We start from the raw sequence: 21,393 nt of genomic DNA on the forward strand, positions 1-21,393 counted from the left end.
GGGGGGGGGTGCTGTCCCCCCCCCGGGGGGGGGGGGGGGGGGGGGCGCCCCCCCCCCCCCCCCCCCCCCGCTCCCACAAAAGCCGGGCTTAGAGCCATAGTGCATTCCAGTACGGGTAGAAGCGCGGAGAGCTCACAAGCCCGGCCCTGACCGGATTCATGATGATGTACCGGGCTGTCGCCTTCAGGTCCCGATCCTTGCGAATGGCCCGGTCATGAAAACCCGGTGACCAAATAGGGCGGCTGATCGATTCTGGCAAGCTGCGTGCCGTATTGGATTTTATGCTCCGCACCAATGAGCTGAGAGTGGTACAGGCACCCAGCTGTACCAGACCATGCCAGTGGTCTGGCATCAGTACCCAGGCCAATAGCCGTGCATCACGCCAAAGCAGGGGGTGATACAAGGCTTGAGCTATGCGCGAGGCCAGTTGGAAGTCCAGAAAAAACGGCTGGCGAGCTAGCGTTGTGAAGGTGAGCAGGTATGCGTGGCCGGGTAGGGATACTCGGCCTGTGCGGAGGGTTTTGGATCCTGGCTTTGGGCTGATTGCTGGAAGCGCCATCAACGCAGGATGGCGCTGCGGCTTCCCAAGTGCTGTCAGCACAGTGATCGTTTGTAGATGGGCGGATGGATCATCAGCCTCGCGGTTTACACCGCTCCCACAAAAGTGGTGGGCCTTGTGGGAGCGGCGTCAGCCGCGAGGCAGGGAATGTTTCAGATCATCAGCTTCGCGGTTTACACCGCTCCCACAAGAGAGTGATCTCAGGCATACGCATCCAGCAGGCCGCGCATACGCAGGTTGTGGCTGGAGGTTACGGGGAGGTCGCTGCCTTCCAGTTGGTTGCCGGATGGCAGTCCGCTGCCCGTCTCGCCCTTGTCGCCCTGCTGCTGCGACCCGGACTGCTGGCCCACATCGGCATGGCTGAGTTGCAGGCCTTGCTCGCCCAGCATTTCGCGCAGGCGCGGCAGGCTGCTTTCCAGGGCGTGGCGGACATCGGCGTGGGCGCTGCTGAAACTGGCGTGGACGCGGTCGCCGTCCAGCTGCAGTTTGACGTCGATCTCGCCCATGTTTTCCGGATTGATGCGGATGTGGGCGTGCCCGATCTTCTGCTCCGCCAGCCAACCGACGCGGGCGCCGATGGCTTCGTCGAAGTCGCCGGCATTCAGGTCCGGGGTTGGCGTGGGTGCGGTGATGCTGCTGGCCGGGGCGCTTGCGCGGACTTCCTGCAAGGCCTGGTTGTGTAACAGGGACGCAAACGTGGTGGGGGCAGGGGTGTCGGCGTCCAGGTTCAGGGTGTTTGCATCGTCGCTCGCGGTTGCGGCGGCCAACGGCAGGCTCAACTCTGCGCTGGCCTCGTCAGCGCTGATGGTGGCCGGCTTGGCTGAGGCAGCAGCCGGAACGGCTGGCAGGGCAGGGAGCGCCGCCGCCGGATTGGCTGGCGTGGCCTCATCCTGGTTCGCGGCTGCCAGGGCCGCTGGCGCCTGCGTTGCAGGCTCCGTTGGCTGGGCAACGATCGCAGACAGCCCAAACGGTGGCCAAGGCGCATCATCCGCCGCGGTCTGCGTGTCGGGCTTGTCGTCGTTGTTGGTACTGCTTTCGGTGGCGGTGCTCTGTTCCGTAGTGGTTTCGCTGCCACCGTCTTCGCTGCGCGTTTCGCTGGCGGGCTTGGCATCACTGCTTGCTTGCTTGCTGGCTGCAGGCTTCTGCGTGGCTGGCTTGCTGTTGAGCATTGCGTCGAAGCCGTTGTTGCTGGACTTGTCGGTGCTGTTGCTGCGCGCGCCGCTGTTGTCGATGCTGCCGGCACCGCCGAGTGCGGGGGAAAGAACGTTCACTGGCTTTCTCCCTCACCCTCGGCGTTCTTCAGGCGCACACGGCGGGCACCGATATCATCCATCTCGCGCTGGTCGCGACGATCGGCGACCTGTTTTTCCTGGGCGCGGTAGCTTGCCGCCAGCTGTTCCAGCACGGCCTTGTCGCGGCTTGCGAGCAGCAGGCGGGCACGTTCGGCGTCAACGCGCTCCTGGTTGCTGTCCACGGTTTTGCTCTGCGCTTCCACCGCGTTGTCGAGGCGATCAAGGAAAGCGCGGCGATTGAGCAGCTGGGCGGCGCTGGTGGTCGCCAGCTGTGCGTTCGCGTACTCGTCGGCGTACTGGCGCAACTCGGAAAGGCGCGACTGATGCATGTCCAAGGCCTGTTGGCGTTCTGCCAGGGCTTTGGCGACTTCATCTTCGCGATCCTGCGCGTGGCGCAGCAGCGGGTCCAGGCGACGGCTAGGGCTCATGCGGGCGTCTCACTATCTACCAATTGATGCAATGCGCTGAGGCTGTGACTCAGGTCGGCGGCGTTGTGCACGTCCTGGCCAAGGAAATGCATGATCTCGGGCCACCGATCCAATGCTTCGTCGGTAAGCGGGTCGTTGCCGCGCTGATAGGCACCGATGGCGATCAGGTCGCGGTTGGCCGTGTAGGCCGATACCAGCTGCTTGAGCTTGCGGATACGTGCGCGCCAGACGTCGTCGGCGATGTCCTGGACCACGCGGCTGACCGAGGATTCGACATCGATGGCCGGGTACAGGCCGCTGTCGGCAACGCGTCGCGACAGCAGGATGTGACCGTCGAGAATGGCGCGGGCGGCGTCGGCAATCGGGTCCTGCGGATCGTCGCCTTCGGTGAGCACGGTGTAGAAGGCGGTGATCGAGCCGCGGCCCTTGGCACCGTTGCCTGCGCGCTCGACCAGCGCGGGTAGTTTTGCGAACACCGACGGCGGGTAGCCGCGGGTGGTTGGCGGCTCGCCAACCGACAGGCCGATCTCGCGCTGCGCCTGGGCGAAGCGGGTCAGTGAGTCCATCAGCAGCAGCACGTTCAAGCCCTGGTCGCGGAACCACTCGGCGATGGCGGTGGCGCGGTAGGCGCCGTGCAGGCGCGCCAACGGCGGGCGGTCTGCCGGACTGGCGACGACCACCGCGCGGCGAAGGCCTTCCTCGCCCAGTGTTGACTCGACGAAATCGCGCACTTCGCGGCCACGTTCACCGATCAGGCCGACCACGATTACATCGGCAGCGGTGAAGCGGGTCATCATGCCCAGCAGCGTCGATTTACCGACACCGGAGCCCGCGAACAGACCGACACGCTGGCCGCGCCCAATTGGCAGCAGCGAATTGATTGCGCGCACGCCAACGTCCAGTGGCTGGGTGATCGGCTCGCGTGCAAGTGGGTTGATCGACACGCCGGCCATGCTCACCACGCCCTCAGCGCGGATCGGGCCCTTACCATCCAGCGGAACGCCATCGGAGTCGATGACGCGTCCGAGCAGGCCTTCGCCGACCTCGACGCCACCCCGGCGATAGGAGGGCACGACGCGGGCATTGGGCAACAGGCCGTGCAGTTCGGCGCTGGGCATCAGATAGGTGCGGTCGCCGGAGAAGCCGACGACTTCGGCATCGACCCAGCCACCATCGATGATCTCCACCTTGCAGCTGGCGCCCATCGGCGCTTCGCAGCCGACGGCTTCGAGGGTGAGGCCAACGGCGCGGCGCAGGATACCTTCGCGGACCAGGCCGTGACCGCCACCGGCATCCAGCGAGATGCCATCCAGGCGCGCGGCCAGGCGCAGGTTGCGTGCGGCAGCCCAGTCGGCGGGAGCGGGCGAGGGCGCGGAGGCAGAATTCATTGGCTGGCTCCTGCGCGGCGCAGCACGGTGGCCAGTGCAGCGCGCAGGCGTGCATCGAGGGTGCCATCGACGCGCACGGCCTCGGCGTGCACGCGCAGGTCGCCGCGGCTGAGGCTGTGGTCGGGCACCAGGCGCTGCCCGGCCGGCAAGGTCAGCAGATTGCTGATTGCAGCGATGTCATCCGGGTGCAGGCGCACCTCGACGTCGCGGTTGGTGCCGCTGACGGTATCCAGCGCCTCGTCGATCAGATCCTTGAGCAGCGATGGATCGGCCTCGTAGGCTCGGCTGATCAAGGCGCCGGCAATACGTACCGACAGTTCGCCGAGTGCGCCGACCACTTCGTTTTCCAGTCGCACCAACGGGCGGCTGAAGTTGTCGAGGATGCCCTCGATCTGTGCGGTCAGGCGACGCACTTCGGCCTGGCCCTGCGCGTAGCCTTCGGCATGCCCCTGCTGGAAGCCTTCTTCCTGTGCGGCATCGCGGATTGCCTGGATTTCCTCCAAGGTCGGCGGCTGCAAGGCGGGAGCTGCCGGCTCGGCAACGATGGTTTCCAGCGATGCGAGGTCGAACTCCTCCGCCACCGACGGGTTGGCCGGTGCGTTCAGATCCGGGGCGTGCCAGCGCACGGCATTGATCACAGCATGGCCTCCGCTGCGCCGCCGAGGGTGATGGTGCCTTCATCGCCCATGCGTTTGACGATGGCGAGGATTTCGCGCTGCGCGCCCTCCACATCCGACAGGCGTACCGGGCCACGCGCTTCCATGTCTTCGAGCAGGATCTCGGCTGCCCGCTGCGACATGTTGCGGGTGATCTTGTCGCGTACCTTGATGTCGGCGCCGCGCAGGGCCAGGCCCAGGCGTTCGCCGCTGACTTCGCGCAACACCAACTGCATTTCGCGATCGTCCAGGTCCACCAGGTCGTCGAACACGAACATCAGGTCCTGGATGCGGCTGCCCAGCGGCGAATCGATGCGGGCGATCTCGGTGAGGATGGCCTGGTCCTGGCCGCCGTCCATGAAGTTGAGGATGTTGGCAGCACACTGCACGCCGCCGATGTTCGACGACTTCAGGTTCTGGTTGCCGGCGAACTGGCGCTCCATGATCTCGTTGAGTTCGTTCAGCGCGTTCGGCGGAATGCCATCGAGGGTCGCAATGCGCAGCAGCACGTCGACGCGGGTGCGCTCGGGCAGCAGCTTCAGCGCTTCGGCGGCCTGGTCGGTTTCCAGGTGGGCCATGACAATGGCGATGATCTGCGGATGCTCGTTGCGCACCAGGTCAGCGACTGCACGCGGGTCCATCCACTTCAGCGCATCCAGGCCAGTGGTGTTGCGGCCGAGCAGGATGCGGTCGATCAGGTTGCTGGCTTTCTCATTGCCCAGCGCCTGCACCAGCATGTTGCGGATGTAGTCGTCCGAGCCGACGCTCAGCGAAGTCTTGTTGCCCAGTTCGGCGCCGAAATCATCCATCACCTGTTGCACCTGCTCGCGGGTGACGTCGCTGAGCGTGGCCATGGCGATGCCGATCTTCTGCACTTCCTTCGGTTCCATGTGACGCAGCACTTCGGCCGCGTCGGTCTCGCCGAGCGACAGCAGCAGTACGGCGGCACGTTGCACGCCGGTCATCGGCATTGCATCAGTCATTTGACACCCATCCCTTCACTACCTGGGCAACCCGCTTGGAGTCGGTCTTCACTGCTTCGCGGGCCATGCGCAGGCGTTCTTCATAAGCGTCCACCGGCAGCGCCAGGGTGGGCGCGCCTTCCAGATGCAGGCGATCGGCAGCCAGCGCCGGCATTTCAGTGCCGTCGTCCAGAACCTGTACATCAGCGCGCAGCGGATCTTCGGCACCCGGCAACGCCTTCGGTGTGCCGGTGATCTGACGCAGTGCAGGACGCAGCACGCCGAACAGCAGGGCAAGGACCACGATGGCGCCAAGCACCAAGCGCAGTGCATCACGCACCTGCGGGTTCTCCCACCACTTGGGGGCTTCGACCGGAATGGATTCGCGCACGAACGGTGCATTCATCACCGACACCGTGTCGCCGCGTTCGGCGCTGAAGCCGACGGCCTGCTTGACCAGCGCTTCGACGCGGGTCAGTTCGGCGGCAGTGAGCGGCTGGTCGGTCTGCTTGCCGTTGGCACCGGCACGCGGCACATGGTCCACCAGAACCGCAACCGACACACGGTTGACCCGGCCCGGCGGCTGGCGGGTGTGCTGCAGGGTGCGATCCAGCTCGTAATTGCGGGTGGCGTTCTTGGAGGTTTCGGTCGGCGTGGCGGCGGTAGCCGGCGGTGCTGCAGCGGCGCCCGGCGGGGTGTTGCTGGTCGCACCGGGAATGCCCTGCGGGCCGGCGGTGGCGCTGCTGTTCTCGCTGATCTGCTCGCTACGAACCTTCTGCGGCTCACCGTTGAACAGCTCGCGGGCTTCCTCGGTGACCGAGAAATCCATGTCGACGCTGACTTCCGGATTGACCCGACCGGCACCGGTCATCGGCTCCAGCAGTTCGCGGATGCGTTGGTTGTAGGAACCTTCCAGGCGCCGCACCTGGTCGAACTGTGCAGCGTTGAGCGCGGCTTCGCTGTTGGGGTCGGCAATGGTGAGCATGCGCCCGCTCTGGTCGACCACGGTCACGCGCTCGGGTGCCAGATCAGGAATGCTGGAAGCGACCATGTGCACGATGGCATCCACCTGGTTGCGTTCCAGCTGCTGGCCACCGCGCAGTTCCAGTACGACCGAGGCACTGGCGACATCGCGCTGGCGGGTGAAGGCGCTGGGCTTGGGAATGGCCAGGTGCACGCGAGCATCGCGGACCGGTCGCAGGCTGCTGATGGTGCGCACCAGCTCGGTCTCCAGCGCGTGCTGGTAGCGCGCGGTTTCGACGAACTGGCTGACGCCGAAGCCGGGATCGCGCTCCATCATCTCAAAGCCGAGGCGGCCGCTCTCGGTCAGGCCGGAACCGGCCAGTTTCAGGCGTGCGTCGTGCACGTTCTTCTCCGGCACGCTGATGGCACCGGTGGTGGCGTCCAGCTCAAACGGAATCTGTGCGGAGCGCAGCAGGTCGGTGGCTTCGGCGGTCGCCTTCTGGTCCAGCCCGGTGTAGAGCGGCATCATCTGCGGCTTCTGCGCCCAGAAGAAAACGAACAGACCGGCTGCCACGGCAACCGTGATCATTGCCATCAAACCCAGACGGCGGGTGATCTGCAGGCTCTGCAGACGGTCGAACCAGGCGCCAGCCCGTTCCGGATTCAGTGATTCTCTGGACAGCGCGAGTGCCATGCGTGCGGATCCTTACAGCGGCATGTTCATCACGTCCTGGTAAGCCTGGACGAGACGGTTACGGACTTCCACGGTGGCGCGGAACGCCAGCGAGGACTGTTGGGAGGCGACCATGACCTTGGCCAGGTCGGCATTGGCATCGCCACGCTCGAATGCGGCAGCCAACTGCCCGGACTTCTGCTGGGCTTCGTTGACACCCTGGATGGCACCCTGCAAGGCCTGGCTGAACGAAGGCGCGGCAACGGCATTGCCTTCGGCCAGCCCCTGGATCGCATTGCTGCGCGGCACATCACCAAGGGGTGCGGCTTGCCCGACCTGGTTCTGCAGCGTGCGGATCTGGGAGAGAACAGAGGTGATGGAGTGGGACATCGTGCGGGGTTCCGGGCAACGTGTGGGGGAGCTGATGGGACAGTTGCAAGTTGCATGCCGGAACCGTGAAGGCTTTGATGTTCGTGAATGCGCCGGGTTTCCGTCGCCATCGCGGTACCGGCGGCGACGGTTTGCTGAAGGTCGTGGGGCTGAAACGAAGACGGCCGCCGGAGAACCGGCGGCCGTGATGCGAGTTGCGCAGCGTGGGTGTGGGCAGCGCAGCGGGGCGGGATCTGGGGGTTTTGCGACGCTTGGCCAGACATCCCGGATCTACCCCCGCTTGCCCGGATTACGTCAGCTACTGGCTTCGGCCGAGTCGCGCTCGATGCCGTACTTGCGCAGCTTCTCCACAAGCGTGGTGCGGCGCAGGCCGAGCAGCTGGGCGGCATGTGCCACCACGCCCTGGGTACGCTCCAGTGCTTCATTGATCAGGGTCAGCTCGATGCTGGCCATGTGGTCGCGCAGATCCATGCCTTCGCTGGGCAGCTGGTTGCCGCTATCCGGCGCACTGATCCTGCTGATCAAGCCGCTCGGCTGGCTGGCAGGTTGTGCAGGCGCCGTAGCCTGCTTTCCAAGCAGCATCGGTCGTTCGTCGTCGCTGCTCGTTGCGGTGGCAAGGTTTGCCTGGTCACCGCGGTAGCGACTGGGCAGGTCCTGTACGCGCACGGTGCCGCCGGGATGCAGTACAGCCAGGCGCTCGACCAGATTGGTCAGCTCGCGCACATTGCCCGGCCAGGCGTAGCTGGCCAGCGCCTGCAGTGCTTCCGGGGCGAAACGCACTTCGCCTCGTCCGGTGCGTGCGAGCTGGGTGGCAATGGTTTCCACCAGCACCGGGAGATCGCTGGCGCGCTCACGCAGTGCGGGCACTTCGATCGGAAACACGTTGAGGCGATAGAACAGGTCCTCGCGGAATTTGCCATCGGCGATACGCGATTCCAGGTCGCGGTGGGTGGCGGCGATCACCCGCACATTGCAGCGGATGGTCTGGTTGCCACCGACGCGCTCGAAGCTGCGTTCCTGCAGCACGCGCAGCAGCTTGACCTGCATCGGCAGGCTCATGTCGCCGATCTCGTCCAGCAGCAGGGTGCCGCCTTCGGCCATTTCAAAACGGCCCTTGCGTGCAGTCAGCGCGCCGGTGAAGGCGCCTTTTTCGTGGCCGAACAGTTCGCTTTCCAGCAGATCCGGCGGAATCGCTCCGCAGTTGATGGCGATGAACGGACCGTCGCGGCGCGGCGAACGCTGATGGATGGCACGCGAGACTACTTCTTTGCCGGTACCGGATTCGCCCAGTACCAACACGGTGGTATCGAAATTGGAGACCTGCTCGATCAACTGGCGCAGTTCAGTGACCGCCGGGCTGTGCCCGGTCGGGCCGCTGTCACCGGCATTGTCGGCCTGATGCTCGGCATCCAGTCGCTTCAGGCTGGCACGGCGCAGCAGCGCTTCCATCTGCGCGTGGCGCATCGGCTGTTCCAATGGCCAGACATTGGCTTCGTGCAGGCCGTAGTGGCGCGAGAAGGCCAGCGGATCGCCTTCGGCAAGCAGGATCGGCGGCGGCAGCGAAGTGCCGGCCAGCCAGGTGAAAAAGCCGGCGGCACGGTCGGCATCTTCAAGCGCGCCGACCACCACCGCCATCCAGTCGTTGCTGCGGTGACGGCTGACGTCGATATCCTGCGCTTCGCAGACCCAGCGCGGGTTGAAGTCCATGAACTCCAACAGGGCCAAGGTGCGCTCGGCGCGCATGCCATCGGCGTCGATCACCAGAATGCGTGATTCACTCATCTTCTTGTACCTTGAGTCCTTCCAGGATCGGCATCACTTCCTGGATATAGGACAGCTTGCTGACAAAATTATCGGCACCGGCGCGCAGTGCGTGTTCGCGGTGCTCGGCGTCATCAAAGTGACTGGCGATCACGATGTACGGCGGCTGGTCCTGGGTCTTGATCAGGCGCGTGGCCTGCAGGCCGCCCATTTCCGGCATGGCCAGATCCATCAGCACGACCTGCGGGCGCAGGGCTTCGGAGCGCTCGATCGCTTCGAGCCCATTGGCTGCACTGCCGACCACTTCCAGCCAGTCGATCTTGCGGAAATGACGCATGGCGGCGTTGATGAAGCCTTCATGATCGTCGACCAGCACTACGGTGAGCTTGTTCATGGGAATCCTTGGTCTCAGCCCACACGGGCCAGCTGGGGCTTGCTGCTCTGGCGGCGACGCTCGCGGGCCGGGGCGATATCAAGCTGTTCGCGGTATTTTGCGACGGTCCGGCGTGCAATGTTCACTCCCTGGCGCGACAACAGGCCTGCAATGGCCTCGTCGGCCAGCGGGCGTGCGGCCGGTTCGGCATCGATCAGGCGCTTGACCATGGCCTTGACGGCCTGCCCGGAGACACTGGCACCTTCCAGGCGCACGGCGAAGAAGTGCTTCAGTTCAAAGGTGCCACGCGGCGTCTGCAGGTACTTGCCGGAGGTGATCCGCGAGACGGTGGACTCGTGCATGCCGATCAGGTCGGCCACTTCCTTCAGGGTCAGCGGCGCCATTGATTCCTCGCCGTTGACCAGGAAGGCAGCCTGACGCTCGATGATGACCCGAGCGGTACGCAGCAGGGTGTCGTAGCGCATTGACAGGCCGCGGGTCAGCCAGCGTGCTTCCTGCAGCATTTCGCGCAGCGGCTGGGCGGCTTCACCGCTGCTGTCGGCGACAACCCGCTCGTAGCTGCTGTTGATCGCCAGCCGCGGGGTGGTGGCCGGATTCAGCGCGACGCGCCATTGACCATCGGCGTGCCAGGCGACCACGTCCGGTATCACGCTCAGCTCCTGCTGCGGCAGCAGGGTGTCGCCCGGGCGTGGCTGCAGGGACAGGACCAGGCGGAAGGCTTCCTGCACGTCCTCGACCTCGGCGTCCAGTGTGCGGGCCAGGGTCGGATAGTCGTGGTTGGCCAGCAGCTGCATGTCGGCGTCCAGCAGGCGACGCGCCAGATGGCGGGCCGGGACGTGGCCGGGCAGGGCGGTGAGCTGGGCCAGCAGGCACTCGCGCAGGTCCACGGCGGCCATGCCGGCGGGTTCCCCATGCAGCAGGCGCTGGCGCAGGGCTTCGATATCGGTGCTGCTACGGTCCAGGCGGGCGCTGGCAAGCTGGGTCAGCTGTGCAAGTGGCGCCTGCAGGTAGCCTGCTTCATCGCAGTGGTCCAGCCAGAAGCTGACCACGGCCAGGTCGGCATCGTCCAGTTCATAAGCAAGTGCGTTGAGGATGCGCAGCTGCGGGTCGGTGGACTCACCGGCCGCGACGCGTGCCATGCGGTCTTCGTCGTCGGCGCTCCAGCTGGCGCCGGGTACATCCCACAGATTGCTTTCGGGCAATTCATCGAACGCTGCGGTTTCAGTCTGCGCAACCTCGACATCCGTCGTTGCCGGCGCGTCCTCGGCCTGCTCCTGCAGCTCCAGCAGCGGGTTGCTCTCCAGCGCCTGGCGGATTTCCAGCTCCAGCTGCATGCCGTTGAGCTGCAGCAAGCGGATCGACTGCAGCAAGGCAGGCGTGAGGTGAAGTTGCTGGCCCAGCTGGGCGGACAGTGCGGCTTTCATGCGTTTCCCCGTTGCGGCCAGTGGATGGCTGCGTTGTGGAACGCATCTTGCGTGCTTCATGTCGGGGCGGTAATAGGTGTTGGCCCTATAGCTGTCAAAGCCCGCCCTACGTGATGTAGGTAATTACCTTACATGGCGTCGAATAATTGGCGCAGCGAAAGCGCGCATTTGTTACAAGCCATTGATTCCAGTAGCTTGTGCCGCCGTGGTGACGGGTTTCCGATTTCGTGACACAGATTCGATTTTTCTGGCGCCTTGGCGTCAGGCGAGGTCGTTTTCATGGCGCAGCGCCAACAGGAGCAGGTCGTTGGCGCGACGGCAGCCCAGCGATTCCATCATCCGTGCTCGGTGGGTTTCCACCGTCTTGATGCTGATGCCCAGGTCTGCTGCGATTTCCTTGGTGGTCTGGCCAGTGCCCAGGCGCCGCAGAATCTGCTTCTGGCGTGGTGACAGCGCACCGATGCCGGTTGCCCGTTCCTTGCCGATCAGCGGTGCGAGCATCTTTGCTGAAATCTGCGGGCTCAGGAAAACCTGGCCGGCATGGGCGGCACGCAGTGCCAGTTCCAGCTCGGCAGGTGCGGCATCCTTGACCAGAAAACCGACCGCACCGCGATCGAGTGCATCACGCACATGTGCAGCGTCATCGTGCATCGACATCATCACCGCACGAGCGTGCGGCAGCCGCTGGCGGATATCGGTCAAGGCTTCGAGCCCTGAGCGGCCGGGCAGGGACAGGTCGAGTAGGATCAGGTCCGGCACATGAAACAGTGCCATTTCCAAAGCCTGTTCGGCATTGCTGGCTTCGGCCACCACCTGGATCCCGTCAAATGTCTGCAGCAGCCGGGTGAGCCCAGCACGAACCAAGGTGTGGTCGTCGACAATAAGAACGCGCACAGGAGACCGGGTCATAACGGAAGGCTGCACCTTAGCGGAGCAGCGAGGCAGGCGCCAGAGCACAAAGTGGGAATAGGCTCACCGGTTGCGGCGACTGTCGGCAATCTGCTTGCGATGCAGTCGGAACAAATGGCGTTCGACGGCTGCCAGTAACGCATCATTCTGCGTATCCAGGCGCAGCCACAGCTGCGTCCCCTGTGCTGTATCGGCTTCAGCCAGGACCACGACAGGCAGCTCGATCGCGTCGGGCAGCCATTCAGCGGGCTGCAGGCTGGCGACGCCGGTGGTGCCGGTGACGAAGCCGCCCAGCTGCTCGCGCTGCAGGCGCAGGCCATGCCGCGACCAGCGTAGCGGTGTGGCTGGCGCAGACGGCGCCTCGCGCTGCAGCAGGCGGCCCAGCAGCACGAGGGTCAGGTCCAGGCGTGCTTCCAGCCGCTGCAGTTGCAGGCTGTTGTCGTTGCGTTCGTCGCTGTCGTCCACATTGCGGGCGTCCTCGACGAGGGCGATGCTGCGCAGGAGCATCTCGGCGCTGCCCGGGCGCTTTACCTTGGCACCGGCCTCGAACACCGCTGGCAGTGACAGTTCGCAACTGAGGGTGTCGTCGAACAGCTCGGTTTCAGCAGGATGGGCGATGCCGGTGGGATTCATGCCAGGGTTCCGGCCTGCAGATAGGCGCTGGCCGCGCGGGTGGATTGACGCTCGGCGCGCAGGTGCATGGCGGCCTGGTCGCGCAGCTCACGCATCCGTGCAGTCACGCTGCGTTGTTGTTCCAGCAGTGCCTGCAGGGCATCGGCGCTTCCGGCGGTACCGTTTTCCTGGATATAGCTGCGCAGGCGCTCATCATGGGCGGCGACAATCTGTTCGGCACCGTCATGATCTTCCGCCTCGATGGCATTCTTCAGGGCATCGAGATCGGCGTGCAGGGCATCAAGCATCCCGCTGGCGATGTTGGCCATCAGCGTGCTCCGTTTGCGGTTGACATGCTGCGCTGCTCGGACGGGATGGCGTTCCATGCAGATTCGATCTCTCTGAGCAGGGAGAGTGATTCCTGCAGAGCGGCAACGTCGTTGTTGAGGTTGGCTTCGGTCAAGCGCTGCACGATGTAGTCATAGAGCGTGGACAGGTTGCCTGCAACTTCACCTCCGGCGACATGATCGAGCGAGCCGTTGAGCTGGCCAACGATGGCGCAGGCTTCGCCGATTGCCTTGCCCTTCAATGCCTGGTCGCCCTTGGCAAGGAAGGCTTCAGCGCGCCGCATGCGCTCGCTGGCGCCTTCCAGAAGCAGGGAAACCAGCTTGTGGGGGTCGGCATCCACTACCCGGGTTGAAACGCCGATCTGGCGGTATTGCTCGGCGAAATTGCGGCTGGGACCGTACATGTACTCAATCTCCTGGTATTCGTGCAGTGATGGCAACGACTGCCGATACATCATTTGTGTGGCGTGATCTGCTATCGGCCATCAAGGCGTGCGGCTTGAGCCCGTGCTGGGCTATCAGCCCGACGTCGACGAAAGCTGTTGCGAAAGGTAGCTGCTGGTGCCCTGCATCTGTGACACCAGCTTGTCCATCGCCGTGAACTGGGCGGTATAGCGCGCCGACACCTTTTCCATGCGCGCGTCGAGATCGTCGAGCTGCTTGCTGAGCTTCTTGATTTCCTTGTTGAGCGCGTCGGTACGTTGCACGAGGGTGCCGGTGCCACTGTCCAGGTTGCTCTTGAGGATGCTGTTCATGCCTTCATACAGCTTGCCGCTCTTGCCGACCAGGGCCTCGGCGGCAGCGGGGTTCTTGGCCATCGCCTTGTCGAAGACGCTGGCATCCAGTGACAGGGTGCCATCCTTGGTGATGGTCAGCCCCAACTCTTTGAGGTCGATGACGTTGGCACTGAGCTGACCGCGCAGTTGCTGCTGCAGGCCGCGCACCATCGAGTCGCCCGTCAGCACCGACGCCTGGTCCTTCTCTGCGTCATAGGCGCTGGAGGTCTTCAGCAGGCTGGTGGAGGCGTTGTAGGCGGTAACGAAGGCCTGCACCGCTGTCTTCAGCGGTTCGTTGTTCTGGGTGATGGTCAACGCAGTGGTGGTGCCTACCTCGGCCTTGGTCAGTTCCAGGGTCACGCCGGCGATGATGTCGCTGATGCTGTTGCTGCTGGATTCGCGGTCAAAGCCGTCCACGCGCACGTGCGCGTTGGTCGGGGGGCTGATCTGCGACATGCCACCGCTGCTGCCGTCCCAGGTCAGCGCGGAAAGGCCGCCGTTGCCACCGCTGGCGGTGACCGTCAACGCACCTTCGGTACCTGCATTGACGGCATTGAGCACCAGGTGCTGGCCATCGTTGGCGGTGATGACGGTGGCATTAACACCCTTGCCACCAGCTGCGCTGTTGATGGCGGCGGCGATGCTGGCCAGGTTGCTGCCCGGCGCGATATCGACCGAGATGGAATCTTCCTCGCCCCAGGCGATCGACAGCTTGCCGTCGCCCACCACGGTGTCGGCTGCAAATGCGCCGGAACTGAGCTTCTGCGGCTGCGCCAGGCTGAGCACTTCGATGTTGTACGTGCCGGCGGCAGCCAAGGTCTTGCCGGTGGAGGGGTCGGTGACGATGGTGGCGGAGAAGCCGCTCTTCTCCGGCACCGAGGTTTTGTAGGCGCGCAGATCGGCGGCCTTGCCCATGGCGTCCATCGCCGTCTGCAAGCTGCTCAGCGAGCTCTTGATGTTGCCCAGCGCCGAGAGTTTGGCGGTGGCCGCGGTTCCCTGGGTGTTGATGCGGTTGGCTGCCGGTGCGCGTTCAGCGGCGACCAGCTGCGCAACGATGGTGGGAATGTCCAAGCCAGAGCCAATGGTGGACAGGGAAGACGTAGCCATGGGTTTTCCTCTTTCGGCGAGGGGGTGCAACTGCAGCTGCCACCCCGGATATCGGCACGCGGCGGCATAGCTTTAGCCGCGTGGTTGCGCAGTCATCTGCAAGCGGCGTGCCAGCGCGTTCTGGTGCTCACGCAGGGCAGGCCATGGCGCGTCCTGCCAAGGCGGAGGTGGCTGGTCCTTGATAGCGCTCGATCGAGTTGCCCAGGTGCCGGCTTCGGTGCCGTACTCCTGGCGCTGGGGGTTTACTGGATCCATAACGAACAGGCCCCGCCATTGCGGGCGGGGCCTGTGCCACGGCGGCGTTTTCACGCCGACGTGGAGAGTGTTGCTTGCTGGATCAGCGCAGCAGGCTCAGCACGTTCTGGCTGGTCTGGTTGGCCTGGGCCAGCATGGCGGTACCGGCCTGCTGCAGGATCTGCGTGCGGGTCAGCTCTGCCGTTTCCTTGGCGTAGTCGGTGTCACGAATACGGCTGCGGGCCGACGACATGTTTTCCGAGGAGGTGTTCAGGTTGGCAACCACCGAGGTGAAGCGGTTCTGCACGGCACCCAGGTCGGCACGTGCCGAGTTGATGGTGCTCAGGGCCGCGTCCATTGCGTTCAGCGCGTTGTCGGCGCCGGCGGTGGTGGAGATGTCCAGGTCAGCGAAGCCGGTGGCTGCTGCTCCGCCGGCCCAAGCGCTGCCAACGGCCCCGCCAGCAGTGTCGCCAGTGGTCAGGCCCGTCTGCTTCAGCACATCCGCCGCCGTGCCGGAGACCTTGAAATCGCCCAGCGAAGAAGACAAAGCCAGCTGGCCGTTCTTGTCCAGCGATGCGCTGACGCCCGTGTTGTAGCTCTGGTTGTTGATCGCCTTGACCAGGTCGCTGGCACGCTGTGCGGTGCTGCCTGCAGCGCCGAAGTTGATGGTGACTTCGCCCTTCTTGCCCGCCAGGGTGAAAGTGCCAGCATCGAAAGCGACGCTCTCGCCGCTGACCGAGACGCTGGCGAACTGGCTGCCTGCAGCCTTGACCGACAGTGCCTTCGCGCCATCGTCGGAGTTGTCAAGGGCGATCTTTCCTGCCGCGGCAGTGGCGACGGTGCCACCGGTCGCGGTGTTGATCAGGCCAGCAACCTTGGTGGCAACAGCCTGCTGAGTGGTGGCTGCGTCGGTAGCGTAGGCGGTGGCGGTCACGTTGACCGTTGTGCCGTTGATGTCGATGTTGAACCCAGCAACACCATTGGTGGTGTCCACAGCCAATGCGGTCAGATCGATTTCGCCAGTGCCACCGGCGGTTACGGTGCCGGTCGGTGCAACGGCCGAGGCGGCTGCCGCGGTATCAACCCGGTTCCAGTTGCCCAGGTCCTTGATATTGGCATTGGCAATCTGGGCAATGTCGATGGTCTGGCCCTGGTCGGCACCGATCTGGAACGACTGTGCCTGGAAGCTGCCGTCCAGCAGCTTGGTGCCGTTGAAGTTGGTCTGCTCGGACACGCGCTGGATTTCTGCCTTCAGCAGCTGCACTTCGGCGTTCAGGGCTTCACGGTCGGAAGGCGAGTTGGTGGCGTTGCGCGACTGCACCGACAGCTCACGGATACGCTGCAGGTTGTTGCCGATTTCGGTCAGCGCGCCTTCGGCGGTCTGCGCCATCGAGATGCCGTCGTTGGCGTTGCGGGCAGCCTGGTCCATACCGCGGATCTGGGTGCTGAAACGCTCGGAGATCGCCAGACCGGCGGCGTCGTCCTTGGCGCTGTTGATGCGCAGGCCCGAGGACAGGCGCTGGATCGAGGTGGCCAGGCTGGAGCCGCTGGTGCCCAGGTTACGCTGAGCATTGAGCGACATGATGTTGGTGTTGATGACTTGTGCCATGATTCGAGCTTCCTATGTGGCGTTGGGTCCGGCACATCACCTGGCCGGTACTGGGTGCAGTGGGCGGGGGTAAGAAGAGCCTTAGCACCGCTGCTGATACCAATAACGGCAGCTTTTCCGGCAGCTTTAGCGCCTTGCTGCAAGTGATTCCAAAACCGCAAAACGCACAAGCCCCGGTTTCCCGGGGCTTGTGCGTTTTCGGTGCTCGCTCGGTGCCGAGCCATGCTCGGCAGGGGCATTGCCAGTGAAGCTCCTGCCGAGCATGGCTCGGCATTACAGCTGCGTTTGCTTACTTCAGCAGGCTCAACACGTTCTGCGGCGACTGGTTGGCCTGCGCCAGCATTGCCGTGCCCGCCTGCTGCAGGATCTGCGTGCGGGTCAGCTCAGCGGTTTCCTTGGCGTAGTCGGCATCGCGGATGCGGCTGCGTGCGGCCGACAGATTCTCCGAGGAGGTGTTGAGGTTGGCGATGGTCGAGGTGAAGCGGTTCTGCACTGCACCCAGATCGGCACGCGAGGAGTTGATCGACTGCAGCGCAGCGTCGATGGCGTTGAGTGCATTGTCAGCACCGGTAGCAGAGAGCACGTCCAGATCGGCGAAGCCGGTTTCAGCCGCGCCGGCCGCCCAGTCAGTCGTTGTTGCCGCCGTCAGGCCGGTCTGTGCGGTCAACGATGCGCCGCCAGCAATCGTGAACTGGCCTGATGCCGAAGCCAGCTGCAGATTGCCGCTGGCATCCAACGAGGCGGTGACGCCGGTGTTGTAGCTCTGGTTGTTGACGGCCTTTACCAGATCGCTGGCGCGCTGTGAGGCGCCACCGGCTGCACTGAAGCTGATGGTCGCAGTGCCCTTGCTGCCGGTCAGGGTGAAGTTGCCAGCGGTGAAGGTGGCCGGGGTGCCGCCGACTTCAGTCTGGGCGCCGACCGTGCCGGTCAGGCCGCCGGAAATGGTGATCGGTGTGGCATTGGTGTTGCTCAGGCCGATATCGGTGCCGCTGACGCTGGCGGTAAGCCCTGCGATGTTGGTGCCGATTGCAGTGTTGACCGCGGTAGCCAAGCCGGCAGCGGTGGTGCGCGCCGCGTCAGCTGCCACGTTGATGGTGGTGCCGCCAACCTGGAAGGACAGCGCGGCAGCCGGATCAGCCACACCTGCAAGGCTCAAGGTGCTGGTGCCGGGGGTGGGCGTGCCTGCGACGTAACCGCCGTCAGCGGCGACGGCTGCTGCCGAGGCAGGTGTATCCACGCGGTTCCAGTTGCCCAGTTCCTTGATGTTGGCGTTGGCGATCTGCGCGATGTTGATCACCTGGCCCTGATCGGCACCCACCTGGAACGCCTGGTTCTGGAAGCTGCCATCCAGCAATGCGGTGCCGTTGAAGTTGGTCTGCTCGGCGACGCGCTGGATTTCGGCCTTCAGTAGCTGCACTTCGGCGTCCAGTGCGGCGCGGTCGGAAGGCGAGTTGGTCGCATTGCGCGACTGCACTGCCAGCTCACGGATGCGTTGCAGGTTGTTGCTGATCTCGCCCAGGGCGCCTTCAGCGGTCTGCGACAGCGAGATGCCATCGTTGGCGTTGCGGGCGGCCTGGTCCATGCCGCGGATCTGGGTGCTGAAACGCTCGGAAATCGCCAGGCCGGCGGCGTCGTCCTTGGCGCTGTTGATACGCAGGCCCGAGGACAGGCGCTGGATCGAAGTAGCCAGGCTGGAGCCGCTGGTGTTCAAATTCCGCTGAGCGTTCAGCGACATGATGTTGGTGTTGATGATCTGTGCCATGGGTACGTCTCCGTTGTGCTCGGTGCTTTGCGTTGTGGACTGGCAGATGTGCTGCCGTAGATGTAAATCAGCGAATCATGTTGAACAGCGACATCGACTGCATCTGCGTGAAGATGGTCTGTGCCGCTTGCAGCGCCGCGCCTTCGAGCTTGTACTGCCCGATTGCTTCGGCGTAGTTGAGGTCACGCATCTGCGAGAGCGAGCTCTCGAGCGTGACGGTGTTGGCTTCGCGCAGTGAATCAGCGTTGTCGATTGCAGTGAGCTGAGCGCCACCTGCAGCGCGCGTATCGATCATGCTGTTGGATGCCTGGCGAACATCGCGGATGCTGGCCTGCAATGCGTTCTGCTGGGCGGCCCTTGCCGCGGGGGTGGACGTGTCCATCTGCAGCGTCTGCACCAACTGGTCGATGCTGCTGAACACGTCGCGGGTTTCAGCGGTAGCGGCGGAGAACGTGTCGCCCACTGCCGGGGTACCGTCGATGCGCATGCGCAGCCCCTCGAACACGATGTCTTCGCCGCTGGTATGGGTGCCGGTAGCCACCACCGTGTTGCTGGCATCCACCACCTCGTAGGTGTCCGTTGCGGTGAAGCGAAGGGTGTAGCTGTCACCGGTCCAGCCACCGGAGCTGTCGCGGCCGATGTCGGTGAGCACGGCCTGGCCGGTGTTGCCGGCGGCAGCACGGCCATCCACCGTGCCATCGCCGGTACGGATGCGCATGAAGATCTCACTGCCGGGCAGCGCATCCTTCACGAAGGTGCCTGGCGAGACTTCGACCTGGCGCTGGGTCTGGTCGCCGTTGTAGGTCACCGTGCCGTTGCTAAGCGAGAACGGCGCGCTGGAATCGGCCGCGCCACCGAACAGATAACGGCCAGTACCATCGGTGGTGTTGGCGAGCGCGAGCAACGAGTCCTTGATGGACTTCAGCTCGCTGGCCACAGCCTTGCGGTCCTCGACCGACAGTGCCGGGCTGTTGGCCTGGACAGTCAGGTCCGATACCCGCGTCAACATCTCACCAGCCTGTGCCAGCACGTTTTCCTGCAGGCCGAGGCGGTTCTGCACGGCGTTGGCGTTCTTGCCCAGTTGTTCAAGTTCAGCCAGCACGCGGTCCATGCCCACTGCGGTACCGGATGCCACCGGATCATCCTTGGCAGTGACGATCTTCTTGCCGGTCGCCAGCTGCTGTTCAAGGTGATTCATCTTGCTCTGCTTGGACAACATCAGCGCAACGGACTGGTCATACATCATGTTGCTGGAGATACGGGTACTCATCAGCCCACCGCCTTCAGGATCGTCTGGAACATGGTGTCGGCGGTGGAGATCAGCTGCGAGGCAGCCTGGTAGGCCTGCTGCAACCGGAGCATGTCTGCTGCTTCTTCATCGAGGTTGACGCCGGAGATCGAATCCCGTGATGCCTTGGCGTTGTCGTTGATCACCTGCTGCGCCTGCAGCGAATAGTCGGCGGCGCGTGCAGCGGAGCCGATCTGGGTGGTCAGCCCGCCCAGTGCACCGTTCAAGGTGATGGTGCCGCCGTTGAACGCCTTGGCGTCCTCGACATCGGCCAAGCGCTTGGCATTGCCGTTGTCACTGGAGCCAGGCGCGGTCTTGGTGATATCGAAGCGATCGCCTGCGGCAGGCTTGCCGTCGAGCACGACGTTCCAGCCGTTGGCACTGATGGTCTGGCCCGGTGTGTAAGGGTAGGGGCCGGCCCCATCGATGGTGTAGTTGTTGGCATCGACGAAGCTGATCGACGCTGGATTGAGCAGGGCAGGGTCACCCGCATCCACAACATCCAGGTTGCCAAGCTTGCCGGTCCCGGTATTGGTCAGCGCGGCTGCGCCCTTGATCGGGTTGGCGGCAGCGATGCGCGACGGATCAGTGATCGCCACCGAGAGTTCATGGGTTGCGGCAGCGGTGGGCTGCAGCAGGAAACGGTCGTTGGCGGCGGGACTGCCGCCGACAACGAATTGAACGCCATTGACCACGAACGGATCGGCAGCAGTGCCTGTACCTGTCATCGGTACCGCGTCGCCACTATCGGCGCGGCTTGCCTGCCACGTGCTGCCGTCAAATTTCAGCAGCAGGTTCTGCCCGTCCAGCGCGCTCAGATCGCCATAACTTGCGGTAAGGCTGGCGCTGCCAGCGTTGCCGCTATGTGCCGAAACCTTCGGAATACCGAGGTTGAAGAAATCCCCGCCCATGTCGCCATACAGGTCCATGCCTTCGGCGTGGGACTGATTGAAGGACTGCGCCATGCCAACCGCGATCCGGCCCAGCTCCGCTTGTGCCGGGTCCAGTACGGTTTCACGGAATTCCAGCATGCCGCCGATCTGGCCGCCCAACGCCTTGCTGTCCAGGGTGACCGTCATGCCCTGGGTCTTGATCGCAAGGCGCAGGCGTTCGGGCTGATACGGATCAGCGGCGGTGGTGATCTGCGAGGCGGTGGTACCAACGACCATCGCCTGGCCACCGGCGGAGTAGACGTTCATCACCCCGCCGTCCTGGATCACCGCGGTGCCGCCGGTGTAGCCAACCAGCTTGGAGATCAGCTGGTCACGCCGGTCCAGCAGATCCGGTGCGGCGGCAGCGGCGTTGCTGCCGATGGCTCCGTTGATCTGCGCGATTTCCGATGCGAGCCGGTTGACCTCGTTCGCGGCGGAGATCAAACCGTTGTTTACCTCGCTGTTCAAACTGTCGAGGCTGCTGTTGAGCTGTTTGAAACGGCTGACCAGGGTGTTGGCGTTGTCCAGCACATCACGCCGGTCAGCGGTGCCGGAGGCATTGGATGCCAGTCCATTGACGGCGTCGAAGAAGTTGGACCACACCCCGCTGACGTTGGTCGCCGGGTCCGAGAACAAGGCATCAACCCGGTCAGCCATGCCGGACAGCTGCTGCAACCGTGCCAGTTCGCCATTGCTGTCGAGCAGACGTGAGATCGCCAACTGGTCGGCAACGCGGCGGATGTCGGTGATCTTGGTGCCGTTGCCGACATCGCCATAGCCCACGTCGCTGGGTTCGCGGGTAGCGAAATCCACTTTCTGCCGGCTGTAGCCGTCAGTCTTGATGTTGGCGACGTTGTGGCTGACGGTGGCCAGCGCCCGTTGGAAGGCGATCAGTGCGCTGGTGCCAGTGGAAAGAACATTAGACAT

20 protein-coding genes are annotated in these 21,393 nt (G+C 64.3%); all 20 read right to left on the reverse strand.

Annotation, left to right across the window (positions count from 1 at the left end):
* Nucleotides 1-88 precede the first annotated feature (88 nt).
* Entirely contained in the window at nt 89-559 is a 471-nt protein-coding gene (locus tag AC13FW_RS08665) for an REP-associated tyrosine transposase (RefSeq protein WP_482988872.1), read from the reverse strand.
* A gap of 200 nt (nt 560-759) precedes the next feature.
* The gene (locus AC13FW_RS08670; protein ID WP_482988837.1) at nt 760-1,830 is read right to left on the reverse strand and encodes a flagellar hook-length control protein FliK; all 1,071 of its coding nucleotides are present in this window, start codon (nt 1,828-1,830) and stop codon (nt 760-762) included.
* A complete protein-coding gene (gene fliJ, locus AC13FW_RS08675; RefSeq protein WP_296248795.1) occupies nt 1,827-2,279 on the reverse strand; it encodes a flagellar export protein FliJ in 453 nt (150 codons plus the stop codon). The genes AC13FW_RS08670 and fliJ overlap by 4 nt, the downstream gene beginning before the upstream one ends.
* Complete coding sequence (gene fliI, locus AC13FW_RS08680; RefSeq protein WP_482988838.1) at nt 2,276-3,667, reverse strand: flagellar protein export ATPase FliI; 1,392 nt, start codon at nt 3,665-3,667, stop codon at nt 2,276-2,278. Before fliI ends, fliJ begins: the two co-directional genes overlap by 4 nt.
* Nucleotides 3,664-4,248 (reverse strand): FliH/SctL family protein, encoded by a 585-nt coding sequence (locus AC13FW_RS08685; protein ID WP_482988873.1) that lies wholly within the window; start codon nt 4,246-4,248, stop codon nt 3,664-3,666. Before AC13FW_RS08685 ends, fliI begins: the two co-directional genes overlap by 4 nt.
* A 53-nt stretch (nt 4,249-4,301) precedes the next feature.
* Nucleotides 4,302-5,288 carry a flagellar motor switch protein FliG gene (fliG, locus tag AC13FW_RS08690; RefSeq protein ID WP_062171551.1) on the reverse strand — a complete coding sequence of 329 codons (987 nt, stop codon included), beginning with the start codon at nt 5,286-5,288 and terminating at the stop codon, nt 4,302-4,304.
* Between the two features lie 10 nt (nt 5,289-5,298).
* The gene (gene fliF / locus AC13FW_RS08695; protein WP_482988839.1) at nt 5,299-6,942 is read right to left on the reverse strand and encodes a flagellar basal-body MS-ring/collar protein FliF; all 1,644 of its coding nucleotides are present in this window, start codon (nt 6,940-6,942) and stop codon (nt 5,299-5,301) included.
* 12 nt (nt 6,943-6,954) lie between these two features.
* On the reverse strand, nt 6,955-7,311 hold the full coding sequence (gene fliE, locus AC13FW_RS08700) for a flagellar hook-basal body complex protein FliE (protein ID WP_296248803.1): 357 nt from the start codon (nt 7,309-7,311) through the stop codon (nt 6,955-6,957).
* Nucleotides 7,312-7,605: 294 nt separating this feature from the next.
* Nucleotides 7,606-9,093 (reverse strand): sigma-54 dependent transcriptional regulator, encoded by a 1,488-nt coding sequence (locus AC13FW_RS08705; protein WP_296248805.1) that lies wholly within the window; start codon nt 9,091-9,093, stop codon nt 7,606-7,608.
* A complete protein-coding gene (locus AC13FW_RS08710; RefSeq protein WP_282272108.1) occupies nt 9,086-9,466 on the reverse strand; it encodes a response regulator in 381 nt (126 codons plus the stop codon). Before AC13FW_RS08710 ends, AC13FW_RS08705 begins: the two co-directional genes overlap by 8 nt.
* 14 nt (nt 9,467-9,480) lie before the next feature.
* Nucleotides 9,481-10,890, reverse strand: a complete 1,410-nt coding sequence (gene rpoN / locus AC13FW_RS08715) for an RNA polymerase factor sigma-54 (RefSeq protein WP_482988840.1) — start codon at nt 10,888-10,890, stop codon at nt 9,481-9,483.
* 261 nt (nt 10,891-11,151) lie between these two features.
* Nucleotides 11,152-11,784 carry a response regulator gene (locus AC13FW_RS08720; RefSeq protein ID WP_282272112.1) on the reverse strand — a complete coding sequence of 211 codons (633 nt, stop codon included), beginning with the start codon at nt 11,782-11,784 and terminating at the stop codon, nt 11,152-11,154.
* A 78-nt stretch (nt 11,785-11,862) separates the two neighbouring features.
* Nucleotides 11,863-12,432 (reverse strand): PilZ domain-containing protein, encoded by a 570-nt coding sequence (locus tag AC13FW_RS08725; RefSeq protein ID WP_296248810.1) that lies wholly within the window; start codon nt 12,430-12,432, stop codon nt 11,863-11,865.
* Nucleotides 12,429-12,740 carry a hypothetical protein gene (locus AC13FW_RS08730; RefSeq protein WP_296248812.1) on the reverse strand — a complete coding sequence of 104 codons (312 nt, stop codon included), beginning with the start codon at nt 12,738-12,740 and terminating at the stop codon, nt 12,429-12,431. Before AC13FW_RS08730 ends, AC13FW_RS08725 begins: the two co-directional genes overlap by 4 nt.
* Nucleotides 12,740-13,162, reverse strand: a complete 423-nt coding sequence (gene fliS, locus AC13FW_RS08735) for a flagellar export chaperone FliS (protein WP_482988841.1) — start codon at nt 13,160-13,162, stop codon at nt 12,740-12,742. The genes AC13FW_RS08730 and fliS overlap by 1 nt, the downstream gene beginning before the upstream one ends.
* Before the next feature lie 114 nt (nt 13,163-13,276).
* The gene (fliD, locus tag AC13FW_RS08740; protein ID WP_482988842.1) at nt 13,277-14,641 is read right to left on the reverse strand and encodes a flagellar filament capping protein FliD; all 1,365 of its coding nucleotides are present in this window, start codon (nt 14,639-14,641) and stop codon (nt 13,277-13,279) included.
* Nucleotides 14,642-14,978: 337 nt separating this feature from the next.
* On the reverse strand, nt 14,979-16,484 hold the full coding sequence (locus tag AC13FW_RS08745) for a flagellin (protein ID WP_482988843.1): 1,506 nt from the start codon (nt 16,482-16,484) through the stop codon (nt 14,979-14,981).
* A gap of 289 nt (nt 16,485-16,773) precedes the next feature.
* Entirely contained in the window at nt 16,774-18,246 is a 1,473-nt protein-coding gene (locus AC13FW_RS08750) for a flagellin (protein ID WP_282271496.1), read from the reverse strand.
* Nucleotides 18,247-18,313: 67 nt separating this feature from the next.
* Nucleotides 18,314-19,516, reverse strand: a complete 1,203-nt coding sequence (gene flgL, locus AC13FW_RS08755; RefSeq protein ID WP_296248821.1) for a flagellar hook-associated protein FlgL — start codon at nt 19,514-19,516, stop codon at nt 18,314-18,316.
* Nucleotides 19,516-21,393 carry a flagellar hook-associated protein FlgK gene (flgK, locus tag AC13FW_RS08760; protein ID WP_482988844.1) on the reverse strand — a complete coding sequence of 626 codons (1,878 nt, stop codon included), beginning with the start codon at nt 21,391-21,393 and terminating at the stop codon, nt 19,516-19,518. Before flgK ends, flgL begins: the two co-directional genes overlap by 1 nt.

Source organism: Stenotrophomonas sp. 21LCFQ19 (assembly GCF_056861425.1).